Here is a 17,843-nt window from a genome sequence, read left to right on the forward strand (position 1 = left end):
ACGCCGTACACCTGGGAGGAGTGCGACATGAAGGCGATCGTCCAGGACCGGTACGGCCCCCCGGAGACACTCGCGCTGGCCGATGTCGAGACGCCCGAACCCGGCCCCGGCGACGTCCTCGTGCGGGTCGAGGCGGCAGCCGTGAACGCGTACGACTGGCACGTCATGCGCGGCGACCCCCGGCTGTCGCGGCTGGCGCTCGGCCTCACGCGGCCCCGCGCCCGCATCCGTGGCCGCGATGTCGCCGGCCGGGTCGAGGCCGTCGGCGCCCAGGTGCGGCACGTACGCCCCGGCGACGCCGTCTTCGGCGACCTCGGCGAGGCCGACGGCGCATTCGCCGAGTACGTCTGCGTGCCCGAGCACCTGGTCGCGCCGCGCCCGACGAACCTGACCCCGGCGCAGGCGGCGGCCCTGCCGCTGGCCGGCGTCACCGCGCTCCAGGGCCTGCGCGACGCCGGGCAGGTCCGGCCCGGCCACCACGTCCTGATCAACGGGGCCTCGGGTGGCGTCGGCACGCTCGCCGTCCAGTTGGCCAAGGCGCTCGGCGCGACGGTGACCGGCGTGTGCCGCACCCGCAACGTCGACCTGGTCCGCTCCCTGGGCGCCGACCACGTGGTCGACTACACCCGCGACGATTTCACCCGCGGCGGGCGCCGCCACGACGTGGTGTTCGACCTGGTCGGCAACCGCTCCCTGACCGCGTTGCGGCGGGCGCTCACGCCGGACGGGACGCTCGTGCTCTCCGGCGGCGGCGTCTACCGGGGCGGCGCCCTGCTCGGCCCGATCGGGCTGCTGGCGCGGGGACGGCTGCTCGCGCCGGTCATCAGCCAGCGCGTCGTCGTCCTCGCCACCTCACCCGGCCGGGCGCACCTCGACGTGCTGCGCGAGCACGCCGAGGCGGGCCGGCTCACCCCTGTGGTCGACCGGACCCATCCGCTGCGCGAGGTGCCCGAGGCCGTCCGCTACCTCGAAACCGAGCACGCGCGCGCCAAGGTCGTCATCACGATCTGACGCCGCCGTCCCCAGCCCGCCGACTTCTCCACAGGGTTGTCCACAGGTGGACGGGATCAGTGGAGGGCGGCCGCCGCGGCGGTGAGCGCGGCGAACGCCTCCCGCATCCGCCACGCGCTCCGGTCACGCGGGCCGATCGGGTTGGAGACGGTCCGCAGCTCGGCGAAGGGCACACCGGCCTGGGCGGCGGCGACCGCCACGCCGTACCCCTCCATCGCCTCGGCCACCGCGTCCGGGTGCCGTTCGGCGAGCGCCGCCGTGCTGGCGGCGGTGCCGGTCACCGTGCTGACGGTGAGCACAGTGCCGACGGTGGCCCCGGGCAGCGCGGCGCGCAGGCGGGCCAGCAGGCCCGGGTCGGCGGGCACGATCCGGCCGCCGCCCAGCAACTCGGGGGGCATGCCCAGGTCCTCGACCGGGATGAAGCCGGCGGGTGATTCGGCGCCGAGGTCGGCCGCGACGCTGCGGTCGGCGAGCACCGTGCCGCCCACCGCTACCCGGCCGACGAACCCTCCCGCGATGCCGGCGCTGACCACCGCCCGGTACGGCCGCCCGGCCGCCTCGGCCAGCGCCAGCAGCCGTGCCGTGGCGGCACCGGCGACGGCCGGGCCGACCCCGACCGGCAGCACAGTCACGTCCGGCGCTGCCGGTGCGGTGAGGCCGGCACGGATCGCCTCGGCCTCGGCCGGCACGGCCGTGACCACGAGCAGACCGGTCACGCCACCGGCCCCCGGGGGTCGCGCCGCTCGGTGTCCTCGACGCCGCCCGGCCCGCCCACCGAGGAGGACGGCCGGTAGATGTGGAAGCCGGGCGGGGCCAGCCCGTCGTCGTCCGGCGGCGGGCCGGAACGCTGGGGCGCCGGTGACGTGGGCGCCGGGTCGTCGAACGAGGTGGTGGCCGGTTTCTCGTCGCGGGTCGCCTGCTCCGCCGCCAGTTCCTCGTCGCCGAGCGGCCGGCCGGCCAGGTGCTCGCCGCGCAGCTTGCCGGCGACGAGCACGCCGCGTACGGCCACCAGCGCGGCCACCGCGGCGGCGACAGTCACCCCGATCAGGCCGGTGAACGGCACCAGCCCGAGCCCGCCCCCTGCTACGAACGCGAGCATCAGCGCGGTCTCCGAGTGCGCGAACGAGCTGGCGCGCAGCCGCTCCGGTATGCGTTCCTGGATCGAGGCGTCCACCGCCAGCTTGGCGATCCCGCTCATCATCGCGGCCACCAGGCAGAGCAGCGCCACCATCGGCAGCGAGAACTTCAGCGCGGCGAGCACCGCCACACCGGCCACCACGATCGTGCCGCTGGACTGGAGCGCTGTCGGCCGGTGGATGCGCAGACGGGTGCCGAGCGCGGTGGCCAGGAACGTGCCGACCGCCAGCGCGCCGCCGACCAGGCCCAGCGCGCCCTGGGCGCCGAGGTCGCGGCCGAAGAAGTCGGTGGTCAGGTCACCGGCCTTGATCGCGAAGGCCAGGAACAGGAGCAGGAAGCCGTAGAGCCCGCGTAGCGCCGCCGCGCCGATCAGCGTGGCGATCACCAGCCGGCCACTGGGGCGACCCCGGCCCAGCGGGCGCTCGCCGTCACGGCGGCGCAGCGCGCGCAGCGGGTGCGGCATCCGCTCCGGCGGCTCGGAGTCGGCCTTCGGCGGCAGCCGGAGCGAGATCACCATGCCGATCAGGAAGATCACCGAGGCGACCCGCAGTGGCCACTGCGGCCCGAACCAGAACGCGGCCAGCCCGATCGGCGCGACGAGCGCGCCGGCCACCGTGCCGTAGACGCTCGCGCGCGCCCCGACCTGGGACAGCCCGAGCCCTTCCGGAAGCAGCCGGGGGACAGCCGCCGAGCGGGCCACGCCGTACGCCCGGGAGAGCGCGAGAACGCCGAACGCCGCCGGATAGAGCCCGAAGCTGCCGATGTAGTCGGAGATCAACCAGGCCAGGAACGCCCGGCCGAGCATGGTGGTGGCCAGCGCGTACCGCCGGCCGTGGCGGAAGTGGTCGAGCAGCGGGCCGACCACCGGGGCGAGCATGGCGAACGGAACCATGGTGACCAGCAGGTAGAGGGCCACCTTGTTGCGCGCCTCGCCCAGCGGCACGTCGAAGAAGATCGTCCCGGCCAGGCCGATCGCGATGAGCGTGTCACCGGCGCAGGAGAGCGCGTGCAGGTCGAACAGGCGGACCATGCCCACCTCGTTGCCGGCGCTGCGGGCCCGGGCGGTCCCGGCCCGCCGGGTCATCCAGCGCCCGCCGTGCATCGAGCCCCGCAGCAGCAGCCGGGTGGCGCGGATGCCGGTGCCGACGGTCCGCCCGAGGAAGGAGCGGCCGGAGCGGGAGGACAGCGCCATGCGTCCCATCCTCGCCCATCCTTTCCACGTGCGCCGCATCACCCGGAGAGAATGACTCCGGGGAGTGCCTGTCGCCCGTGGACGGGCATGGGGAACAATGGTCCGGTGACCAGGCCCGCCTCCGCCCGCGCTCCCCGGCTCGACCAGGTCTGCGCCGCCGCCGTCGAGGTGGCCCGCGACGCGATCACCGAGGTGGAGCCCACCGACATCGGCGATCATCTCCAAGCGGTCGCCGAGGGCGATCGGGTCGTCACCCACTACTTCGAATGCCGGATGGCCGGCTACCGCGGCTGGCGCTGGGCCGTCACGGTGACCCGGGTGCCGCGCAGCCGGCACGTCACCATCTGCGAGACGGTGCTGCTGCCCGGCCCGGACGCGCTGCTCGCCCCGGGCTGGCTGCCGTGGCAGGAGCGGCTCAAGCCGGGCGACCTGGGCCCCGGCGACCTGCTGCCCACCCCTGCCGACGACGAGCGGCTCGCCCCCGGCTACCTGCTCTCCGACGACCCGGCAGTCGAGGAGACCGCCTGGGAGCTGGGCCTGGGCCGGCCCCGGGTGCTGTCCCGGGAGGGTCGCGCCGAGGCCGCCCAGCGCTGGTACGACGGCGACCACGGCCCGGACGCCGCGATCTCGGTCGCCGCGCCGGCCGCCGCCCGCTGCGGCACCTGCGGTTTCTACCTGCCGCTCGCCGGTTCGCTACGCCTGGCCTTCGGCGCCTGCGGCAACTTCTTCGCCCCGGACGACGGCCGGGTGGTGAGTGCCGACCACGGGTGCGGCGCGCACTCGGAGACCCTGGTCGAGGCGGCCGAGTCGCCCGTCGACGAGCTGCCGACCGTCTACGACGACAGCGCGGTCGAGGCCATGACCGTCAGCCGGGCACCGGGCTCGGTGGAGTCGGCCGAGCCGGCGGAGCCGTACGGCCACCCCTGACGGGTCAGCGCCGTCGCTGCGCGGCGGCAGTGCGTCGGCGACGCCGGTTGGCGTCGTGCCGCATCATCACCGCCAGGCCGGGAAAGCCCCACAGAAAACCGGCCAGGCAGGTCCAGAGCCAGTTCTGACGCCCGGACTCGGTGAGCCAGTCCCGGAAGAAGATCAGTAGCACCAGGCCGGCCACCGCCCAGGCGATCAGCCCGGCGACGGCGAACGGCACCATCGGCGGGTCGAGCGGCTCCGGCCGCGGCTGTTGCTCCTGTGACACCGGCCCAGCCTACGTGATCGTTCTTCCCTGCCGGCCAGGTGATCTGGGACGATGCGCGCGACAAAACCCGGCCGATGACCAGATGAGGAACCATGTCCATTGCCCCGCCGCCGGATCACGGCACGCCGCCCGATCCCGCGCATCCACGTAACGCCTTCGACCGCTACTTCCTGATCTCGGCACGCGGGTCCACGCTGAGCCGGGAGCTGCGAGGCGGCTTCGCCACGTTCTTCACGATGGCGTACATCGTGGTGTTGAACCCGCTGATCCTGGGCAGCGGGAAGGACGGCGACGGCCGTTCGCTTGCGATTCCGGCGCTCGCCGCGGCGACCGCGCTGGTCGCCGGCCTGATGACCATCCTGATGGGCGTGGTGGCCCGGTTCCCGATCGCGCTCGCGGCCGGCCTGGGTGTGAACGCGCTCGTCGCCTACGAGATCGCGCCGCAGATGACCTGGGCGGACGCGATGGGCCTGGTGGTCATCGAGGGTGTGCTGATCGGCATCCTGGTGCTCACCGGCCTGCGTACCGCGGTGCTCCGCTCGGTGCCGACGCAGCTCAAGACCGCGATCGGCGTCGGCATCGGTCTGTTCCTGACCATCATCGGCCTGGTCGACGCCGGTTTCGTCCGGCGTGTGCCGGACGCCGCGAACTCCACCGTGCCGGTGGGGCTTGGCATCAACGGCAAGATCGTCAGCTGGCCGATGCTCGTCTTCGTGGTCGGCCTGCTGATCACGCTGGTCCTGGTGGTACGCCGGGTCCGCGGCGCGATCCTGATCGGCATCCTGGCCTCCACCGTGCTGGCCATCGTGGTCGAGGCGATCGCCAACGTCGGCCCGTCCTTCGTCGACGGCAAGCCGAACCCGAAGGGCTGGGCGCTGAACGTGCCCGAGCTGCCCAAACAGATCGTGGACCTGCCCGACCTGTCGTTGCTGGGCCAGTTCAACGTGCTGAACTCGTGGAGCCGGGTCGGCTGGCTGGTGCCGCTGATGTTCATCTTCACGCTGCTCATCACGGACTTCTTCGACACGATGGGCACGATGGTCGCGATCGGCCAGGAAGGGGACATGCTCGACGAGACGGGCACCCCGCCGAAGGCCAAGGAGATCCTGCTCGTCGACTCGATCGCCGCCGCCGCGGGTGGTGCCGCCTCGGTGTCCAGCAACACGTCGTACATCGAGAGCGCCGCAGGTGTCGCGGAGGGTGCCCGGACCGGCGTGGCCAACCTGGTCACCGGCGCGTTGTTCCTGCTCGCCATGTTCCTGGCGCCGCTGTCGCTGATCGTGCCGTTCGAGGCCGCGTCGACGGCGCTGGTGGTGGTCGGCTTCCTGATGATGACGGCGGTCCGCACGATCGACTGGACCGACTACGAGATCGCCATCCCGGCGTTCCTCACCATCGCGCTGATGCCGTTCACCTATTCGATCTCCAACGGCATCGGAGCCGGCGTGATCAGCTTCGTGCTGCTCAAGGTGGCCAAGGGTAAGGCCCGCGAGGTCCACCCGCTCCTGTACGGCGTCGCCGTGCTGTTCATCGTGTACTTCCTGCGCGGGCCGGTCGAGTCCGTGTTGCTCTGACGCTGGTGAGCCTGGTCATAACGCATGTCGTTAGCCAGGCTCATTAGTTAAGCTAACTAGTGTGACGGAGCGGACGGTGACGGCGAAACGCGTGCCACCGGCGCAGCTGGCTCCTCAGCTGCGAGATGCGATCACCCGGCTCAACCGGCGGGTCCGACAAGCCCGGCCGGTCGGAGACCTCACGGTCACCCAGCTGTCGGCGCTCACCAGCCTCAATCTGGCGGGCGCCCTCACGCCACGGGAACTCGCTGATGTCGAACGGGTGCAGCCGCCCACGATGACGAAGATCGTCGCGAAGTTGGAGGAGCGCGGCCTCGTGCAGCGCACCCCCCATCCGACCGACGGACGGCAGGTCATCCTGGCGGCGACCGAAGGGGGACGGGCCGTACTCGACCAGTTCGAGCGGGCCCGCAACGAGTGGCTGGCCACCCGGCTGGCCGCGCTGACCGAGGACGAACGCGAAACGCTACGGCGTGCAGCGGAGATCCTCCAGGGCATCGCTCGCGCCTGACACCGCCGCCCGCGGTTCGCTTCGTCAGCTGTGGATGAAGCGTACCGACGCAAGGAGGCGCACCTAGAGTGCAGGCCAAGCTGAGCACGATGTTCCAGTCCCTACGAGTCCGTAACTACCGGCTCTTCGCCACCGGACAGCTGATCAAACTGATCGGCGTCTGGATGATGTTCATCGCCCAGGACTGGCTCGTCCTCGAGCTCAGCGACAACTCCGCGACCGCGCTCGGCGTCGTCACCGCGTTGCAGTTCACGCCCGTACTCCTGCTCACGCTGCTGTCCGGCCGGCTCGCCGACCGCTACGACAAGCGGATGCTGCTCTTCGTCGCCAACGCGTTCTGGACCGTCCTCGCGCTGGCCATGAGCATCCTGGTCCTCACCGGCCTGGTGCAGCTCTGGCACGTCTTCACGTTCGCCGCCCTGCTCGGCGTCTCCAACGCGGTCGAGACGCCGGTCCGCCAGGCGTTCGTCTCCGAGCTGGTCGGCATGCCGCTGCTGCCGAACGCGCTCTCGCTCAACGCGGCAGTGTTCAACTCCGCCCGGATCGTCGGCCCCGCCGTCGCCGGCCTGGCCATCGCCGTCGTCGACGTCGGCCCGGTCTTCCTGGTCACCGCGCTCAGCTCGATCGCCCCGCTGGTGAACGTGGTCCGGATGCGTACCGACGAGCTGCACCGCAAGGACCTGCCGCCGGTCGGTGAGCGGGACCAGGCCCGGGTGGTCGACGGCCTCCGGTACGTGGCACGCCGCCCCGACATCCTGCTGCCGATGGTCCTCATGTCGGTGATCGGAATGAGCCTGTTCAACTTCCAGCTCACCCTCGCCGCGCTGGCGAAGACCGTGTTCAACACCGGCGCCGCCTCGTTCGGCCTGTTCAGCACCGCGCTCGCGGTCGGTGCGCTGGTCGGGGCGCTGGCCGGCACCGGACGGCGCAGCCGGCCCTCGGTCTGGCTCGTGCTCGGTGCCGCGATCGGCTGCGCGGTCTTCGGCACGCTCGTCGGGCTCGCCCCGGCGTACTGGCTGGTCGTGACGCTGCTGCTGCCCGCCGGGTTTTTCATGATCTACTTCGCCCAGGCCGCCAACCAGCGCGTACAGCTCGGTGTCGACGCGTCCTTCCGGGGACGGGTGATGGCGCTGTGGGTGCTGGTGTTCCTGGGCACCAACCCGGTCGGCGCGCCGCTGATCGGCTGGGTCGCCGAGAAGTACGGCGCCGGCGCGAGCATCTGGGCCGGCGGCCTGATCTCGCTGACCGCCGCGTTGCTGGCGCTCACCTGGCAGCTGCGCCGCTCCGGCGCCCGCCTGCGGATGCGGGTGCTGCCGATGCCCCGCTTCTACGTGGTGTCGCCCGGGGCGAAGTAGCCCCGATAGCCGGTCGTACCGGTCCGATTACCCAAACGGGTGGCGGGCCGGTGCGGCAGGGCTTAGCGTCGATGTGTGGAAGTGGGGCAGGGAGTGCTGCTGGCGCTGGCGATCCTCGCCGTCTGCTGCCTGCCCGCCCTATTCGCGCTGCTGTTCTGCGCTGACGAGATCATCGACCGGGTCGCATGCGGGTGGGCCGAGTGGCGGGAGCAGCGCCGGGAACGCCGTACCATCGCGCGGCTCGACCGCGCCATCGAGGCCGAGGCGTTGACCCGCGACATCGACCTCACCGAGTTCGACAAGGACGGCCGCCGTTCGCTGGAACAACTCGCCACCGACCTGCGCCGGCTCGGCGGCCACCGGCTCGCCGCCGCCGACCGCAGCGTGGTGTGGCACGGCGCGGTCATCGAGGCGTACGACGAACGGCTGCGCGCCGCCTGCCACGCGCTCGGCATCGCCGAACACCTGGCCGAGCTGGACGGCGTCGACCGGGAGATCGAACGGGTACGCGTCGAAGGGCTGCTGCACGCCGCCGGGCTGACCCTGCCGGCCGCCCGCGCCGCGCACCACCAGCGGCACCGCTGACCGGGTGCGTCTCTTCGCGGCGATCTACCCACCTGCCGTGGCGGTCGCCGACCTGACCGCCCGGATGAAGGGCCTACGGGTCGCGTCCGCCCGCCACGCCCGCCTGGCCGACCCGGCGAACCTGCACCTCACGCTCGCCTTCCTCGGCGAAGTGCCGGACGACCGGCTGGCCGATGTGAAGCACGCGCTCGCCTCGGCTGCCCGGACGGTTCGCTCCCCACTGCTGCGTCTGGCGGGCGGCGGCAGTTTCGGTGCGGGCCGGTCCACAGTGCTCTGGGTCGACGTGCGCGGCGAGGTGGAGGTGCTCGACGCGCTCGCCCTGTCGATCCGCGACGGGCTGGGCGAGGCCGGGCTGCCCTGCGACGACAAGCCGTTCCGGGCGCATCTGACCATCGCCCGCCCCGGCGACCGGGTGCCCGAGCCCGATCTCCGCGCCGACCTGGCGACCCTGGACGACTACACCGGCCCGGAGTGGCCCGCCGACCGCCTGACCCTGGTCCACAGCAATCCAGGCCCGCCCACCCGCCACACCCGAGTCGCCACCTGGCCGCTGTAGCGCTGCCCTCCGCCCTCGCCCCGCCCTCTCCCGCGATCTTGCAGGTTCGGCCCGGGCGAAAGCCCTGAACCGCCCTCGATCGGGGGCACAAACTGCAAGATCAACGGGGTGAGGGGGAGGGACGGGGGAGAGGGCGGGACGGGGGCTACCAGGCCCAGGCCTCGGGGCCGGGGCCGCCGTTGCCGACCGGCGGGAACAGCTCGTCGAGGCGCGTGAGCGTGGCCTCGTCCAGCTGGACGTCGAGGGCGCCGAGGTTGCGGTCGAGCTGGTCCATCGTGCGCGGGCCGACGATCGGCGCGGTCACGCCCGGCCGGGACAGCAGCCACGCCAGCGCCACATCCGCCGGGTCGTGGCCGAGGTCGGCGCAGAGCTTCTCGTACGCCTCGATGGTGTTCCGGTGCTCGGCCAGCGCGTCCGCCGAGCGGCCGGTGGTGCCGCGCGCCGCGCTGCCGTCGGCCATCTTGCGGATGATGCCGGAGAGCAGCCCGCCGTGCAGCGGCGACCAGGGGATGATGCCCAGCCCGTAGTGCTGCGCGGCCGGTACGACCTCCAGCTCGACGTACCGGGTCAGCAGGTTGTAGATGCACTGCTCGGAGACGAGGCCGAGGAAGTTGCGCTTACCGGCCGCGGCCTGCGCCTGCGCGATGTGCCAGCCGGCGAAGTTGGACGAGCCGACGTAGAGCACCTTGCCCTGCGCGACGAGCGTCTCCATCGCCTGCCAGATCTCCTCCCACGGCGTGGTCCGGGAGATGTGGTGCATCTGGTAGAGGTCGATCGTGTCGGTCTGGAGCCGGCGCAGCGAGTCCTCACAGGCCCGGATGATGTGCCGGGCGCTCAGGCCCTGCTCGTTGGGCCACTCGCCCATCTTGCCGTACACCTTGGTGGCGAGGACGACCTTGTCGCGGCGCCCGCCGCCCTGCGCGAACCAGCGGCCGACGATCTGCTCGGTGACGCCCTCACCGAGCTTCCAGCCGTAGACGTTCGCGGTGTCGAAGAAGTTGATCCCGTGTTCGAGCGCCCGGTCCATGATGGCGAAGCTGTCCGGCTCGTCGGTCTGCGGACCGAAGTTCATCGTGCCGAGGCAGAGTCGGCTCACGGACAGACCGGTGCGTCCCAGGTTCGTGTACTCCATGACTCCACCCTGGCACGCCGGCACTTCGAGTGCCCTCTCAACGAGCCAGGGTGGAGCTTGCGATCAGGAGGATTCGCGGGCCGCCGGGCCGGTGCCGAACAGCACGTCGTCCCAGCTCGGCAGCCGCTTGCGCGGCTTGCCGGCGGCGTCGGTGGACTCGGTGGCCGCACCGCCGGTCGCCGCCGCCGGGCCGGTGCGGCGGGGCCGCAGCACGGCAAGCGAGGGTACGGCCGGGATCTCCTTCGGCGCGTCCGAGTCGTCGTCGAAGGCCGAACCCTGCCCACCACCGAGCAGCGCGGCGGCACCACCGGCGACGGCCCGCTGACGGGGCGCCTCCTGCCCGGCCAGCGCGGCCGGGGAGCGGGTGTCGAGACCACGCCCGGACGTGCCGCCGAGGGGACGGTCCAGCGAGGCGAGCAGCGCGTCCCGGCCGGCGCGGATCGGGTCACGCCCCGGACGGGCGTGCTCGGAGGCGGCCGGCAGGCCGTGTCCACCCCGGCTCGGCTCGCCGCGCGACGGACCGGGCAGCGCGTGACCGCCTCGCTCCGGCGCCGGCTCCTGGCCGAGGATCGGCGTGGGCCGCTCGGCGCACAGGTATTGCGCCATGTCGTCGTGCGGGGCGACGTTCTGCCGGGTCTTGTCCAGATCCCACACCGCCTGCGCGGTGGCCTTGCCGGACGGCCAGGTCGCGATGATCCGCCAGGTGCCGTCGTCGCGGCGGTAGGCGTCCCACGAGATCTTCTCGGTGTCGATGCCGTGCTGGGCCAGCCGGCCGTTGACGACCTCGGCCAGCGGGGTCGGCTTCTCCGCGCCCTTGAGCCGGGTGCGGCGGGCGTGCTGGGCGAGCATGGCCCGCTCCTGGAGCACCGGACCGGCGTAGCGCAGCACCCGGTCGACCGGCACACCGGCGATGCGGGCGACGTCCTCCGCGGACTCGCCGGACCGGATCCGGGCCTGAATGTCCCGTGGGGACAGCGACGGCGTCGGGTCGGTGGCGCTCGGCACCACCGCGAGCGGCGGGGCGCCCGGCTCGGCGTGCAGCGCCGACGCGATCCGCTCGTCGATGGGCAGCGCCAGCAGGCGCCCCACCTCGTCGGCGAGCACCAGGGCCTGGCCGTCCTCGGAGAGGGCGACGAAGCGTACTGGGCGCATGGGCTTGCCTCCGTCCCGCTTCGCTGGCCGTCACGCCACGGGAGCCGGCCACCCGGGCGTCTCGCACCACCGTACGCTCATCTACCCGCCGATGGGGACTGCGACACCCCGGCATGTCGTGACTGAGCTGCGGTAACGATCACGGTGGGTGGCCGCCGGAGCCCCGACGGCCACGCACCGTGACGACGTGATCAGAGTCGCTCTACCACGTAGTCGATGGACGCGGTGAGCGCCTCGACGTCGGCCGGCTCGACGGCCGGGAACAGCGCCACCCGCAGCTGGTTGCGGCCCAGCTTGCGGTACGGCTCGGTGTCGACGATGCCGTTGGCGCGCAGCGCCTTGGCGATCGCAGTGGCGTCCACCCCGTCGGCGAAGTCGATGGTGGCGACCACGTTGGAGCGTAGGGCCGGGTCCGACACGAACGGCGTGGCGAACGACGAGCGCTCGGCCCAGCCGTACACGATGCCGGCGCTCTCGGCGGTGCGCTTGGCCGCCCAGGCCAGCCCGCCCTGGGAGTTCATCCAGTCGGTCTGCTCCGCGGCCAGGAAGATGGTCGCCAGCGCCGGGGTGTTGTACGTCTGCTCCAGCCGCGAGTTGTCGATCGCGGTGACCAGGTCGAGGAAGGCCGGGATGTAGCGGCCCGAATCCTTGACCTCGGTGGCACGGGCCAGCGCGGCCGGCGACATCAGGGCCAGCCACAGCCCGCCGTCGGAGCCGAAGCACTTCTGCGGGGCGAAGTAGTAGACGTCGGTCTGGGCGACGTCCACGTCCAGCCCGCCGGCGCCGGAGGTGGCGTCGACAAGCAGCAGCGAGCCCTCGTCGGCACCCGCCACCCGGCTGATCGGCACCGCGACACCGGTGGAGGTCTCGTTGTGGGGGGTGGCGTAGACGTCCACGCCGGCCTCGGCCACGAGCGCCGGGGCGCTGCCCGCGTCGGACTTGCGGACGGTCGGCTCGCCCAGGAACGGCGCATCCTTGACCGACTTGGCGAACTTGGCGCCGAACTCGCCGAAGCTGGCGAACTGGGCCCGGTCGCGGATCAGGCCGAACGTGGCGACCTCCCAGAACGCGGTGGTGCCGCCGTTGCCGAGCACCACCTCGTACCCCTCGGGGAGGGAGAAGAACTCGGCCAGGCCGCGGCGCAGCCGGGCCACCTGGTCGCGGACCGTCTTCTGCCGGTGCGACGTGCCCAGGTAGCTGGTGGCGACGTCGGAGAGGGCGGAGACCGCGGCCGGACGGACCTTGGACGGGCCGCAGCCGAATCGTCCGTCGGCGGGCCTGATCTCGTCGGGAATCCGGATGGTCGGTGCGTCAGCCACGGTCTGAGGATCCTTCCGCATGGGCGAGAGGTGAGCTGGCAGGGCGCGGACGATGTGCTGCCGCGTGGCGGCGGGCGTCCGAGCCCGTTCCGGCGACACTGCCACGGCCATCCTCGCACCTGCCCGGGCACGTCCGGCGGGCTGTCCCACCCCGGTCGGTGAGGCGTCCGCCACACGTGGGCCGCACCCGTTCCGGAAATGCCGGAGCCCCGCTCCGCCGGCTGGGGAACGGGGCTCCGGGCGAGACGTCAGACGCCGTGCGGGATGGCGTCCCAGCCCTCGACCTGCTGCGGCTTGCGCGGGCCGTGGCCGACGTACGTGGCCGACGGCCGGACCAGCCGCTGGAGCTTCTTCTGCTCCAGGATGTGCGCGGACCAGCCGCCCATCCGGGCGCAGGTGAACATCGAGGTGAACATGTGCGCCGGCACCTCGGCGAAGTCCAGCACCACCGCCGACCAGAACTCGACGTTCGTGGCGAGGACGCGGTCCGGGCGGCGGGCCTGCAGCTCGGCCAGCGCGGCCTTCTCCAGCGCCTCGGCGACCTCGAAGCGGGGCGCGCCCAGCTCCTTGGCGGTACGCCGCAGCACGCGGGCGCGCGGGTCCTCGGCCCGGTAGACCCGGTGGCCGAAGCCCATGAGCCGCTCGCCCCGGTCGAGGACGCCCTTGACGTACCCGTCGGCGTCGCCGCTGCGCTCGACCGCCTCCAGCATGCTGAGCACCCGGGACGGGGCGCCGCCGTGCAGCGGGCCGGAGAGCGCGCCGATGCCGGAGGAGATGCAGGCCGCGGCATCCGCGCCGGTGGAGGCGACGATCCGGGCGGTGAAGGTGGAGGCGTTCAGGCCGTGCTCGGCGGCCGAGATGAAGTACGCGTCGACGGCCTTGACGTGCCGCGGGTCGGGCTCACCCCGCCAGCGCTTCATGAACCGCTCGACGATGGTCTCCGCCTTGTCGATCTCCTTCTGCGGCACGGCCGGCAGGCCCAGGCCGCGCGCCGACTGGGCGACGAAGGACAGCGCGGTGACCGACACCCGGGCCAGGTCCTCGCGGGCCTGCTCGTCGGAGATGTCGAGAAGCTGGTTGAGCCCCCAGTACGGCGCGAGCATGGCGACCGCGGACTGCACGTCGACGCGGATGTCACCGGAGTGCACCGGCACCGGGAACGGCTCGGCCGGCGGCAGGCCGGGGCCGAAGCGGCCGTCCACCAGCAGCGCCCAGACGTTGCCGAACGAGACCTGGCCGATCAGGTCCTCGATGTCCACGCCCCGGTAGCGCAGTGATCCCCCCGCGCGGTCGGGTTCGGCGATCTCGGTCTCGAAGGCTACGACGCCCTCCAGGCCCGGTTTGAAATCGGACATGTCGTCTCCTGGCTTCGGCTCGGCGCGCCCGGGCGGGCTGATCGAGCCCCGCAGCTCAGGCGACCCTTCAGGGATGTGGTTCGGAACATCTTGCCCGCTGGGTAACAAGCTGCGCGACCCACAGCCACTGTGCGCCACGCGACATCCCCGCCGCTGGACGTCGGTGAGAGAGGGAGAAGACTGGGTACCGGGGCCTGGCCAGCGTCGGGGGACGCCGGTACGCCCGGGAGAGGGACTGCCACAGTGACAGGCGACACACCCGCCCCGGCCGGTATGCGTAACGAGTACGCCGCCGACCTGGGCCTGACCGAGACCGACCTGGCGCCGGACTGGCACACCCAGTTCGCCGCCTGGTTCGCCGACGCGGTGGCCCATCCGCTGCCGGAGCCGAACGCGATGGTGCTCGGCACCGCCGACGACCGGGGCCGGCCCAGCGGGCGCACCGTGCTGCTCAAGGGGTACGACCCGGAGGGCTTCGTCTTCTACACCAACCACGGTTCGCGCAAGGGCACCGAGGTGACCGGGAATCCGTGGGCCAGCCTGGTGTTCCCGTGGTTCCCGATGCAGCGGCAGGTGACAGTGACCGGCCGGGTCGAGCGGGTGGACCGGGCCGAGACCGAGGCGTACTTCGCCAGTCGGCCGCGCGGCTCGCAGCTGGGCGCCTGGGCCAGCGCCCAGTCGACGGTGGTGCCGGACCGGGCCGCGATCGACGAGGCGTACCGGGCGGCGGCCGAGCGGTTCGCCGCCGTGGACCCGATCCCCGCGCCGCCGCACTGGGGCGGGTTCCGGGTCCGTCCGGAGACCGTCGAGTTCTGGCAGGGCCGGGCCAGCCGGCTGCACGATCGGCTGCGCTTCCGGCGTACCGGGGACGGGGTCTTCGTCGTCGAGCGGCTCGCGCCGTGACCGATGTCACAACACCCCGGCGGCGGGGAGCGCGCCGCTGGGCGATCGACCTGCGTCCGTTGCGGGTGCCCGCGTACCGGCGGGTGTGGACCGGCAACGCGATCGCCATGTTCGGCTTCCAGTTCACCGCCGTGGCGGTGCCGGTGGAGATGTTCGACCTCACCGGCGGCTCCCTCTGGGTCGGGCTGCTGGGCATCGCCGGCTTCGTACCGCTGCTGGTCTTCGGGCTCTGGGGCGGCGCGGTCGCCGACGCCCGGGACCGCCGCCGCGTGCTGCTCGTCGGCGGCTGCGTGCTCTGGGCCTCCACGCTCGGGCTGCTGGTGCAGTCGCTGGCCGGTGTGCGCAGCCCGTTGCTGCTCCTGCTGCTGGTCGCCCTCCAGTCGACGGCCTTCGCGATCACCTCGCCGGCCCGCAGCGCGATCCTGCCCCGGCTGGTGCCCGCGGAGCTGGTCCCGGCCGCCACCACGCTGAACTTCACCACGTTCACCGCCGCCGCCGTCTTCGGCCCGCTCGCCGCCGGGCTGATCTTCGCCGCCTGGCAGGTCGGGGTGGCGCTGCCCATCGCGTACGCCGCGGACGCGCTGCTGTACACGGCGGCGCTCTGGGCCACGCTGCGGCTGCCCGCGATGCCGCCCACGCCGGACCCGGACGGCGGCGTCCGCAAGGCCGGGTTCGCCAGCATCGTCGACGGCTTCCGCTACCTGGCCACCACGCGGGTGCTGCTGCTCTCCTTCGCCATCGACCTGATCGCGATGATCCTGGCCATGCCGCGGGCACTCTTCCCGGAGCTGGCGCAGGAACGCTTCGGCGGCGCGTCGGCGGTGGGCTGGCTCTACAGCTCCATCGCCATCGGCGCGATGCTCGGCGGCCTGACCTCCGGGTGGATCGGCCGGGTCCGCCGCCAGGGCCTCGCGCTCACCGTGGCGGTGGTCGGCTGGGGCGTGGCGATCGCGCTCGCCGGGCTGGCCGGCCAGTTGTGGGTGGCGGTGGTGCTGCTGGGCGTCGCCGGCGCCGCCGACCTGGTCAGCGCCACGCTGCGCCAGTCGATGCTGCTGGTCTACGCCCCGGACCGGATGCGGGGCCGTCTTCAGGGCGTGAACACGGTCGTGGTGGCCGGCGGCCCGCGCCTGGGCGACCTGCGCGCCGGTGCGACGGCCGCCGCCTTCGGCACCGGTTTCGCCATGGTGGGTGGCGGCATCGCCGCCGCCGTACTCGCGGTGGCGCTGGTGGTGGCGTTCCCGGCGCTGCTGCGCTATCGCTCGACCACCCCCGCCGAGGAGGACCGCTGACGGTAGGGTCGCCGACATGGGGATCGACGTGCAGCCACCGTCCGGTACACAGTGGACCATCGCGGCCGACGGCCACGAGGCCGTCGTGGTCGAGGTGGGCGGCGGGCTGCGGGCCTACCGCTACGACGGCGTGGACCACCTCGACGGGTACGCCGAGGACGAGGTCTGCCCCGGCTCGGCCGGCCAGGTGCTGGCGCCCTGGCCGAACCGCATCCGGGACGGCGTCTACACGGTCGGGGAGCGGTCGCTGCAGCTCGACCTGACCGAGCCGGAGCGGCACAACGCCCTGCACGGCCTGGTGAACTGGGTGCGGTGGCAGCCGATCGAGCAGTCCGCGGACAGCGTGACCATCGGCTACGACCTGCCGCCGAGCCCCGGCTACCCGTGGGCGCTGAGGCTGCGGGCCCGGTGGAGCGTCGGCCCGGACGGCCTGCGGGCCGAGCACGAGGCGACGAACCTCGCCGACGAGCCGGCGCCGTTCGGCTTCTCCGTGCACCCCTACCTGCAACTGCCGAAGGTCGGTGTGGACGAGCTGCGGCTGCACCTGCCGGCCCGGCGGCGGGTGCTGGTGGACAGCCGCCTGCTGCCGGTCGCCGCCGCCGAGGTGGCCGGCTCCGAGTACGACTTCACCAGCCCGCGCCCGATCGGCGACCTGGTGCTCGACACCGCGTTCGGTGACGTCGAGCGGGACGCCGACGGTGGCTCGGCGGTGGTGCTGAGCGCGCCGGACGGCTCGTCCGGCCTGCGGATCTGGGCGGACCGCGAGTTCGGCTGGTGGCAGGTGTTCACCGGCGACACGCTCGGCGGGGAACGGCACCGCCGGTCGGTGGCGGTGGAGCCGATGACCTGCCCGCCCGACGCGTTCCGCTCCGGCAAGGATCTGATCATGCTGGAGCCGGGGCAGACCTGGCGGGGCGCCTGGGGCGTCCGCCCGGAGGTCTGAGCGTGGAGTTCGCCGAGGTCGTCCGGCGCCGCCGGATGGTGCGCAACTACGAACCCGCCCGGCCGGTGCCGCCGGAGGTGGTGGACCGGCTGCTGGACCACGCCGTCCGGGCCCCGTCGGCCGGTTTCTCCCAGGGCTGGGGCTTCCTCGTGCTGGAGGAACCCGAGGACCGGGAACGGTTCTGGGCCGCCACCACTCCCGGTGGCGGCGGCCGGGAGCGCTGGCTGGCCGGGATGCGCCGGGCGCCGCTGATCGTGGTGCCGCACGCCAACCGCGACGCCTACCTGGACCGCTACGCCGAGGCGGACAAGGGCTGGTCGGACCGCGCCGAGGACCGCTGGCCGGTGCCCTACTGGTACGTGGACACCGGTTTCGCGGCGTTGCTGATGCTGCTCACCGCCGTCGACGAGGGGCTGGGCGCCTGCTTCTTCGGCATCCCGCCGCAGCGCATCGGGGCGTACCGGGACGCGTTCGGGGTACCGCCGGAACTGCACCCGATCGGTGCGATCACAGTAGGTTACCGAGCTGTCGACCACCGGTCACCGTCGCTGCGCCGAGGGCGTCGTCCGGTGCAGGATGTGGTGCGGCGGGGACGGTGGACCTGAGCGGTTAGGCTGACATCCACATTGTCAGC

The 17,843-nt window shown here is 72.9% G+C and carries 18 protein-coding genes; 11 read left to right on the plus strand and 7 right to left on the minus strand.

The window, feature by feature from the left end:
• The first annotated feature begins 27 nt into the window (after positions 1-27).
• Positions 28-1,011: an NAD(P)-dependent alcohol dehydrogenase gene (locus O7611_RS00475; RefSeq protein ID WP_269695976.1), complete on the plus strand. Its 984-nt coding sequence runs from the start codon at positions 28-30 to the stop codon at positions 1,009-1,011.
• 56 nt (positions 1,012-1,067) lie between these two features.
• Here O7611_RS00475 and O7611_RS00480 read toward each other — a convergent pair whose 3' ends face one another.
• Together O7611_RS00480 and O7611_RS00485 are read right to left on the minus strand one after the other, a co-directional pair.
• The gene (locus tag O7611_RS00480) at positions 1,068-1,727 is read right to left on the minus strand and encodes a futalosine hydrolase (protein WP_269695977.1); all 660 of its coding nucleotides are present in this window, start codon (positions 1,725-1,727) and stop codon (positions 1,068-1,070) included.
• On the minus strand, positions 1,724-3,340 hold the full coding sequence (locus O7611_RS00485) for an MFS transporter (RefSeq protein WP_194798893.1): 1,617 nt from the start codon (positions 3,338-3,340) through the stop codon (positions 1,724-1,726). The genes O7611_RS00480 and O7611_RS00485 overlap by 4 nt, the downstream gene beginning before the upstream one ends.
• An 87-nt stretch (positions 3,341-3,427) precedes the next feature.
• Between O7611_RS00485 and O7611_RS00490 the strand changes: the two genes are divergently transcribed.
• Entirely contained in the window at positions 3,428-4,267 is an 840-nt protein-coding gene (locus O7611_RS00490) for a DUF3027 domain-containing protein (RefSeq protein ID WP_194798892.1), read from the plus strand.
• Between the two features lie 4 nt (positions 4,268-4,271).
• Here the strand turns inward: O7611_RS00490 and O7611_RS00495 are convergent, their stop codons facing one another.
• Positions 4,272-4,535 (minus strand): DUF2530 domain-containing protein, encoded by a 264-nt coding sequence (locus O7611_RS00495; RefSeq protein ID WP_269695978.1) that lies wholly within the window; start codon positions 4,533-4,535, stop codon positions 4,272-4,274.
• A 92-nt stretch (positions 4,536-4,627) separates the two neighbouring features.
• Between O7611_RS00495 and O7611_RS00500 the strand changes: the two genes are divergently transcribed.
• From O7611_RS00500 to thpR, 5 genes are all read left to right on the plus strand, one after another.
• Entirely contained in the window at positions 4,628-6,109 is a 1,482-nt protein-coding gene (locus O7611_RS00500; protein ID WP_269695979.1) for an NCS2 family permease, read from the plus strand.
• Between the two features lie 61 nt (positions 6,110-6,170).
• Positions 6,171-6,620, plus strand: a complete 450-nt coding sequence (locus O7611_RS00505) for a MarR family winged helix-turn-helix transcriptional regulator (RefSeq protein ID WP_194798891.1) — start codon at positions 6,171-6,173, stop codon at positions 6,618-6,620.
• 68 nt (positions 6,621-6,688) lie between these two features.
• Positions 6,689-7,975 (plus strand): MFS transporter, encoded by a 1,287-nt coding sequence (locus O7611_RS00510; protein WP_194798890.1) that lies wholly within the window; start codon positions 6,689-6,691, stop codon positions 7,973-7,975.
• Positions 7,976-8,050: 75 nt separating this feature from the next.
• Positions 8,051-8,560 (plus strand): hypothetical protein, encoded by a 510-nt coding sequence (locus tag O7611_RS00515; RefSeq protein WP_269695980.1) that lies wholly within the window; start codon positions 8,051-8,053, stop codon positions 8,558-8,560.
• Positions 8,561-8,564: 4 nt separating this feature from the next.
• On the plus strand, positions 8,565-9,116 hold the full coding sequence (gene thpR, locus O7611_RS00520; RefSeq protein WP_269695982.1) for an RNA 2',3'-cyclic phosphodiesterase: 552 nt from the start codon (positions 8,565-8,567) through the stop codon (positions 9,114-9,116).
• Positions 9,117-9,261: 145 nt separating this feature from the next.
• Here the strand turns inward: thpR and O7611_RS00525 are convergent, their stop codons facing one another.
• From O7611_RS00525 to O7611_RS00540, 4 genes are all read right to left on the minus strand, one after another.
• Complete coding sequence (locus tag O7611_RS00525) at positions 9,262-10,248, minus strand: aldo/keto reductase (protein WP_194798887.1); 987 nt, start codon at positions 10,246-10,248, stop codon at positions 9,262-9,264.
• A 63-nt stretch (positions 10,249-10,311) separates the two neighbouring features.
• On the minus strand, positions 10,312-11,400 hold the full coding sequence (sepH, locus tag O7611_RS00530; RefSeq protein ID WP_194798886.1) for a septation protein SepH: 1,089 nt from the start codon (positions 11,398-11,400) through the stop codon (positions 10,312-10,314).
• Between the two features lie 191 nt (positions 11,401-11,591).
• Positions 11,592-12,719 (minus strand): phosphoserine transaminase, encoded by a 1,128-nt coding sequence (gene serC, locus O7611_RS00535; protein WP_194798885.1) that lies wholly within the window; start codon positions 12,717-12,719, stop codon positions 11,592-11,594.
• Positions 12,720-12,967: 248 nt separating this feature from the next.
• On the minus strand, positions 12,968-14,074 hold the full coding sequence (locus O7611_RS00540; protein WP_013283721.1) for a citrate synthase 2: 1,107 nt from the start codon (positions 14,072-14,074) through the stop codon (positions 12,968-12,970).
• A gap of 273 nt (positions 14,075-14,347) precedes the next feature.
• Between O7611_RS00540 and pdxH the strand changes: the two genes are divergently transcribed.
• Genes pdxH through O7611_RS00560 form a run of 4 tightly spaced genes read left to right on the plus strand, consistent with a single transcriptional unit; the run spans position 14,348 to position 17,814 of the window.
• Positions 14,348-14,977, plus strand: coding sequence for a pyridoxamine 5'-phosphate oxidase (gene pdxH / locus O7611_RS00545; RefSeq protein WP_269698033.1), 630 nt, complete (start codon positions 14,348-14,350; stop codon positions 14,975-14,977).
• A complete protein-coding gene (locus tag O7611_RS00550; protein WP_269695985.1) occupies positions 14,974-16,266 on the plus strand; it encodes an MFS transporter in 1,293 nt (430 codons plus the stop codon). Before pdxH ends, O7611_RS00550 begins: the two co-directional genes overlap by 4 nt.
• 16 nt (positions 16,267-16,282) lie before the next feature.
• Positions 16,283-17,209, plus strand: coding sequence for an aldose 1-epimerase family protein (locus O7611_RS00555; RefSeq protein WP_269695986.1), 927 nt, complete (start codon positions 16,283-16,285; stop codon positions 17,207-17,209).
• A 2-nt stretch (positions 17,210-17,211) separates the two neighbouring features.
• On the plus strand, positions 17,212-17,814 hold the full coding sequence (locus O7611_RS00560) for a nitroreductase family protein (RefSeq protein ID WP_269695988.1): 603 nt from the start codon (positions 17,212-17,214) through the stop codon (positions 17,812-17,814).
• The last annotated feature ends 29 nt before the right edge of the window (positions 17,815-17,843 follow it).

It is taken from the genome of Micromonospora sp. WMMC273, from assembly GCF_027460285.1.
GTDB lineage: Bacteria > Actinomycetota > Actinomycetes > Mycobacteriales > Micromonosporaceae > Micromonospora > Micromonospora aurantiaca.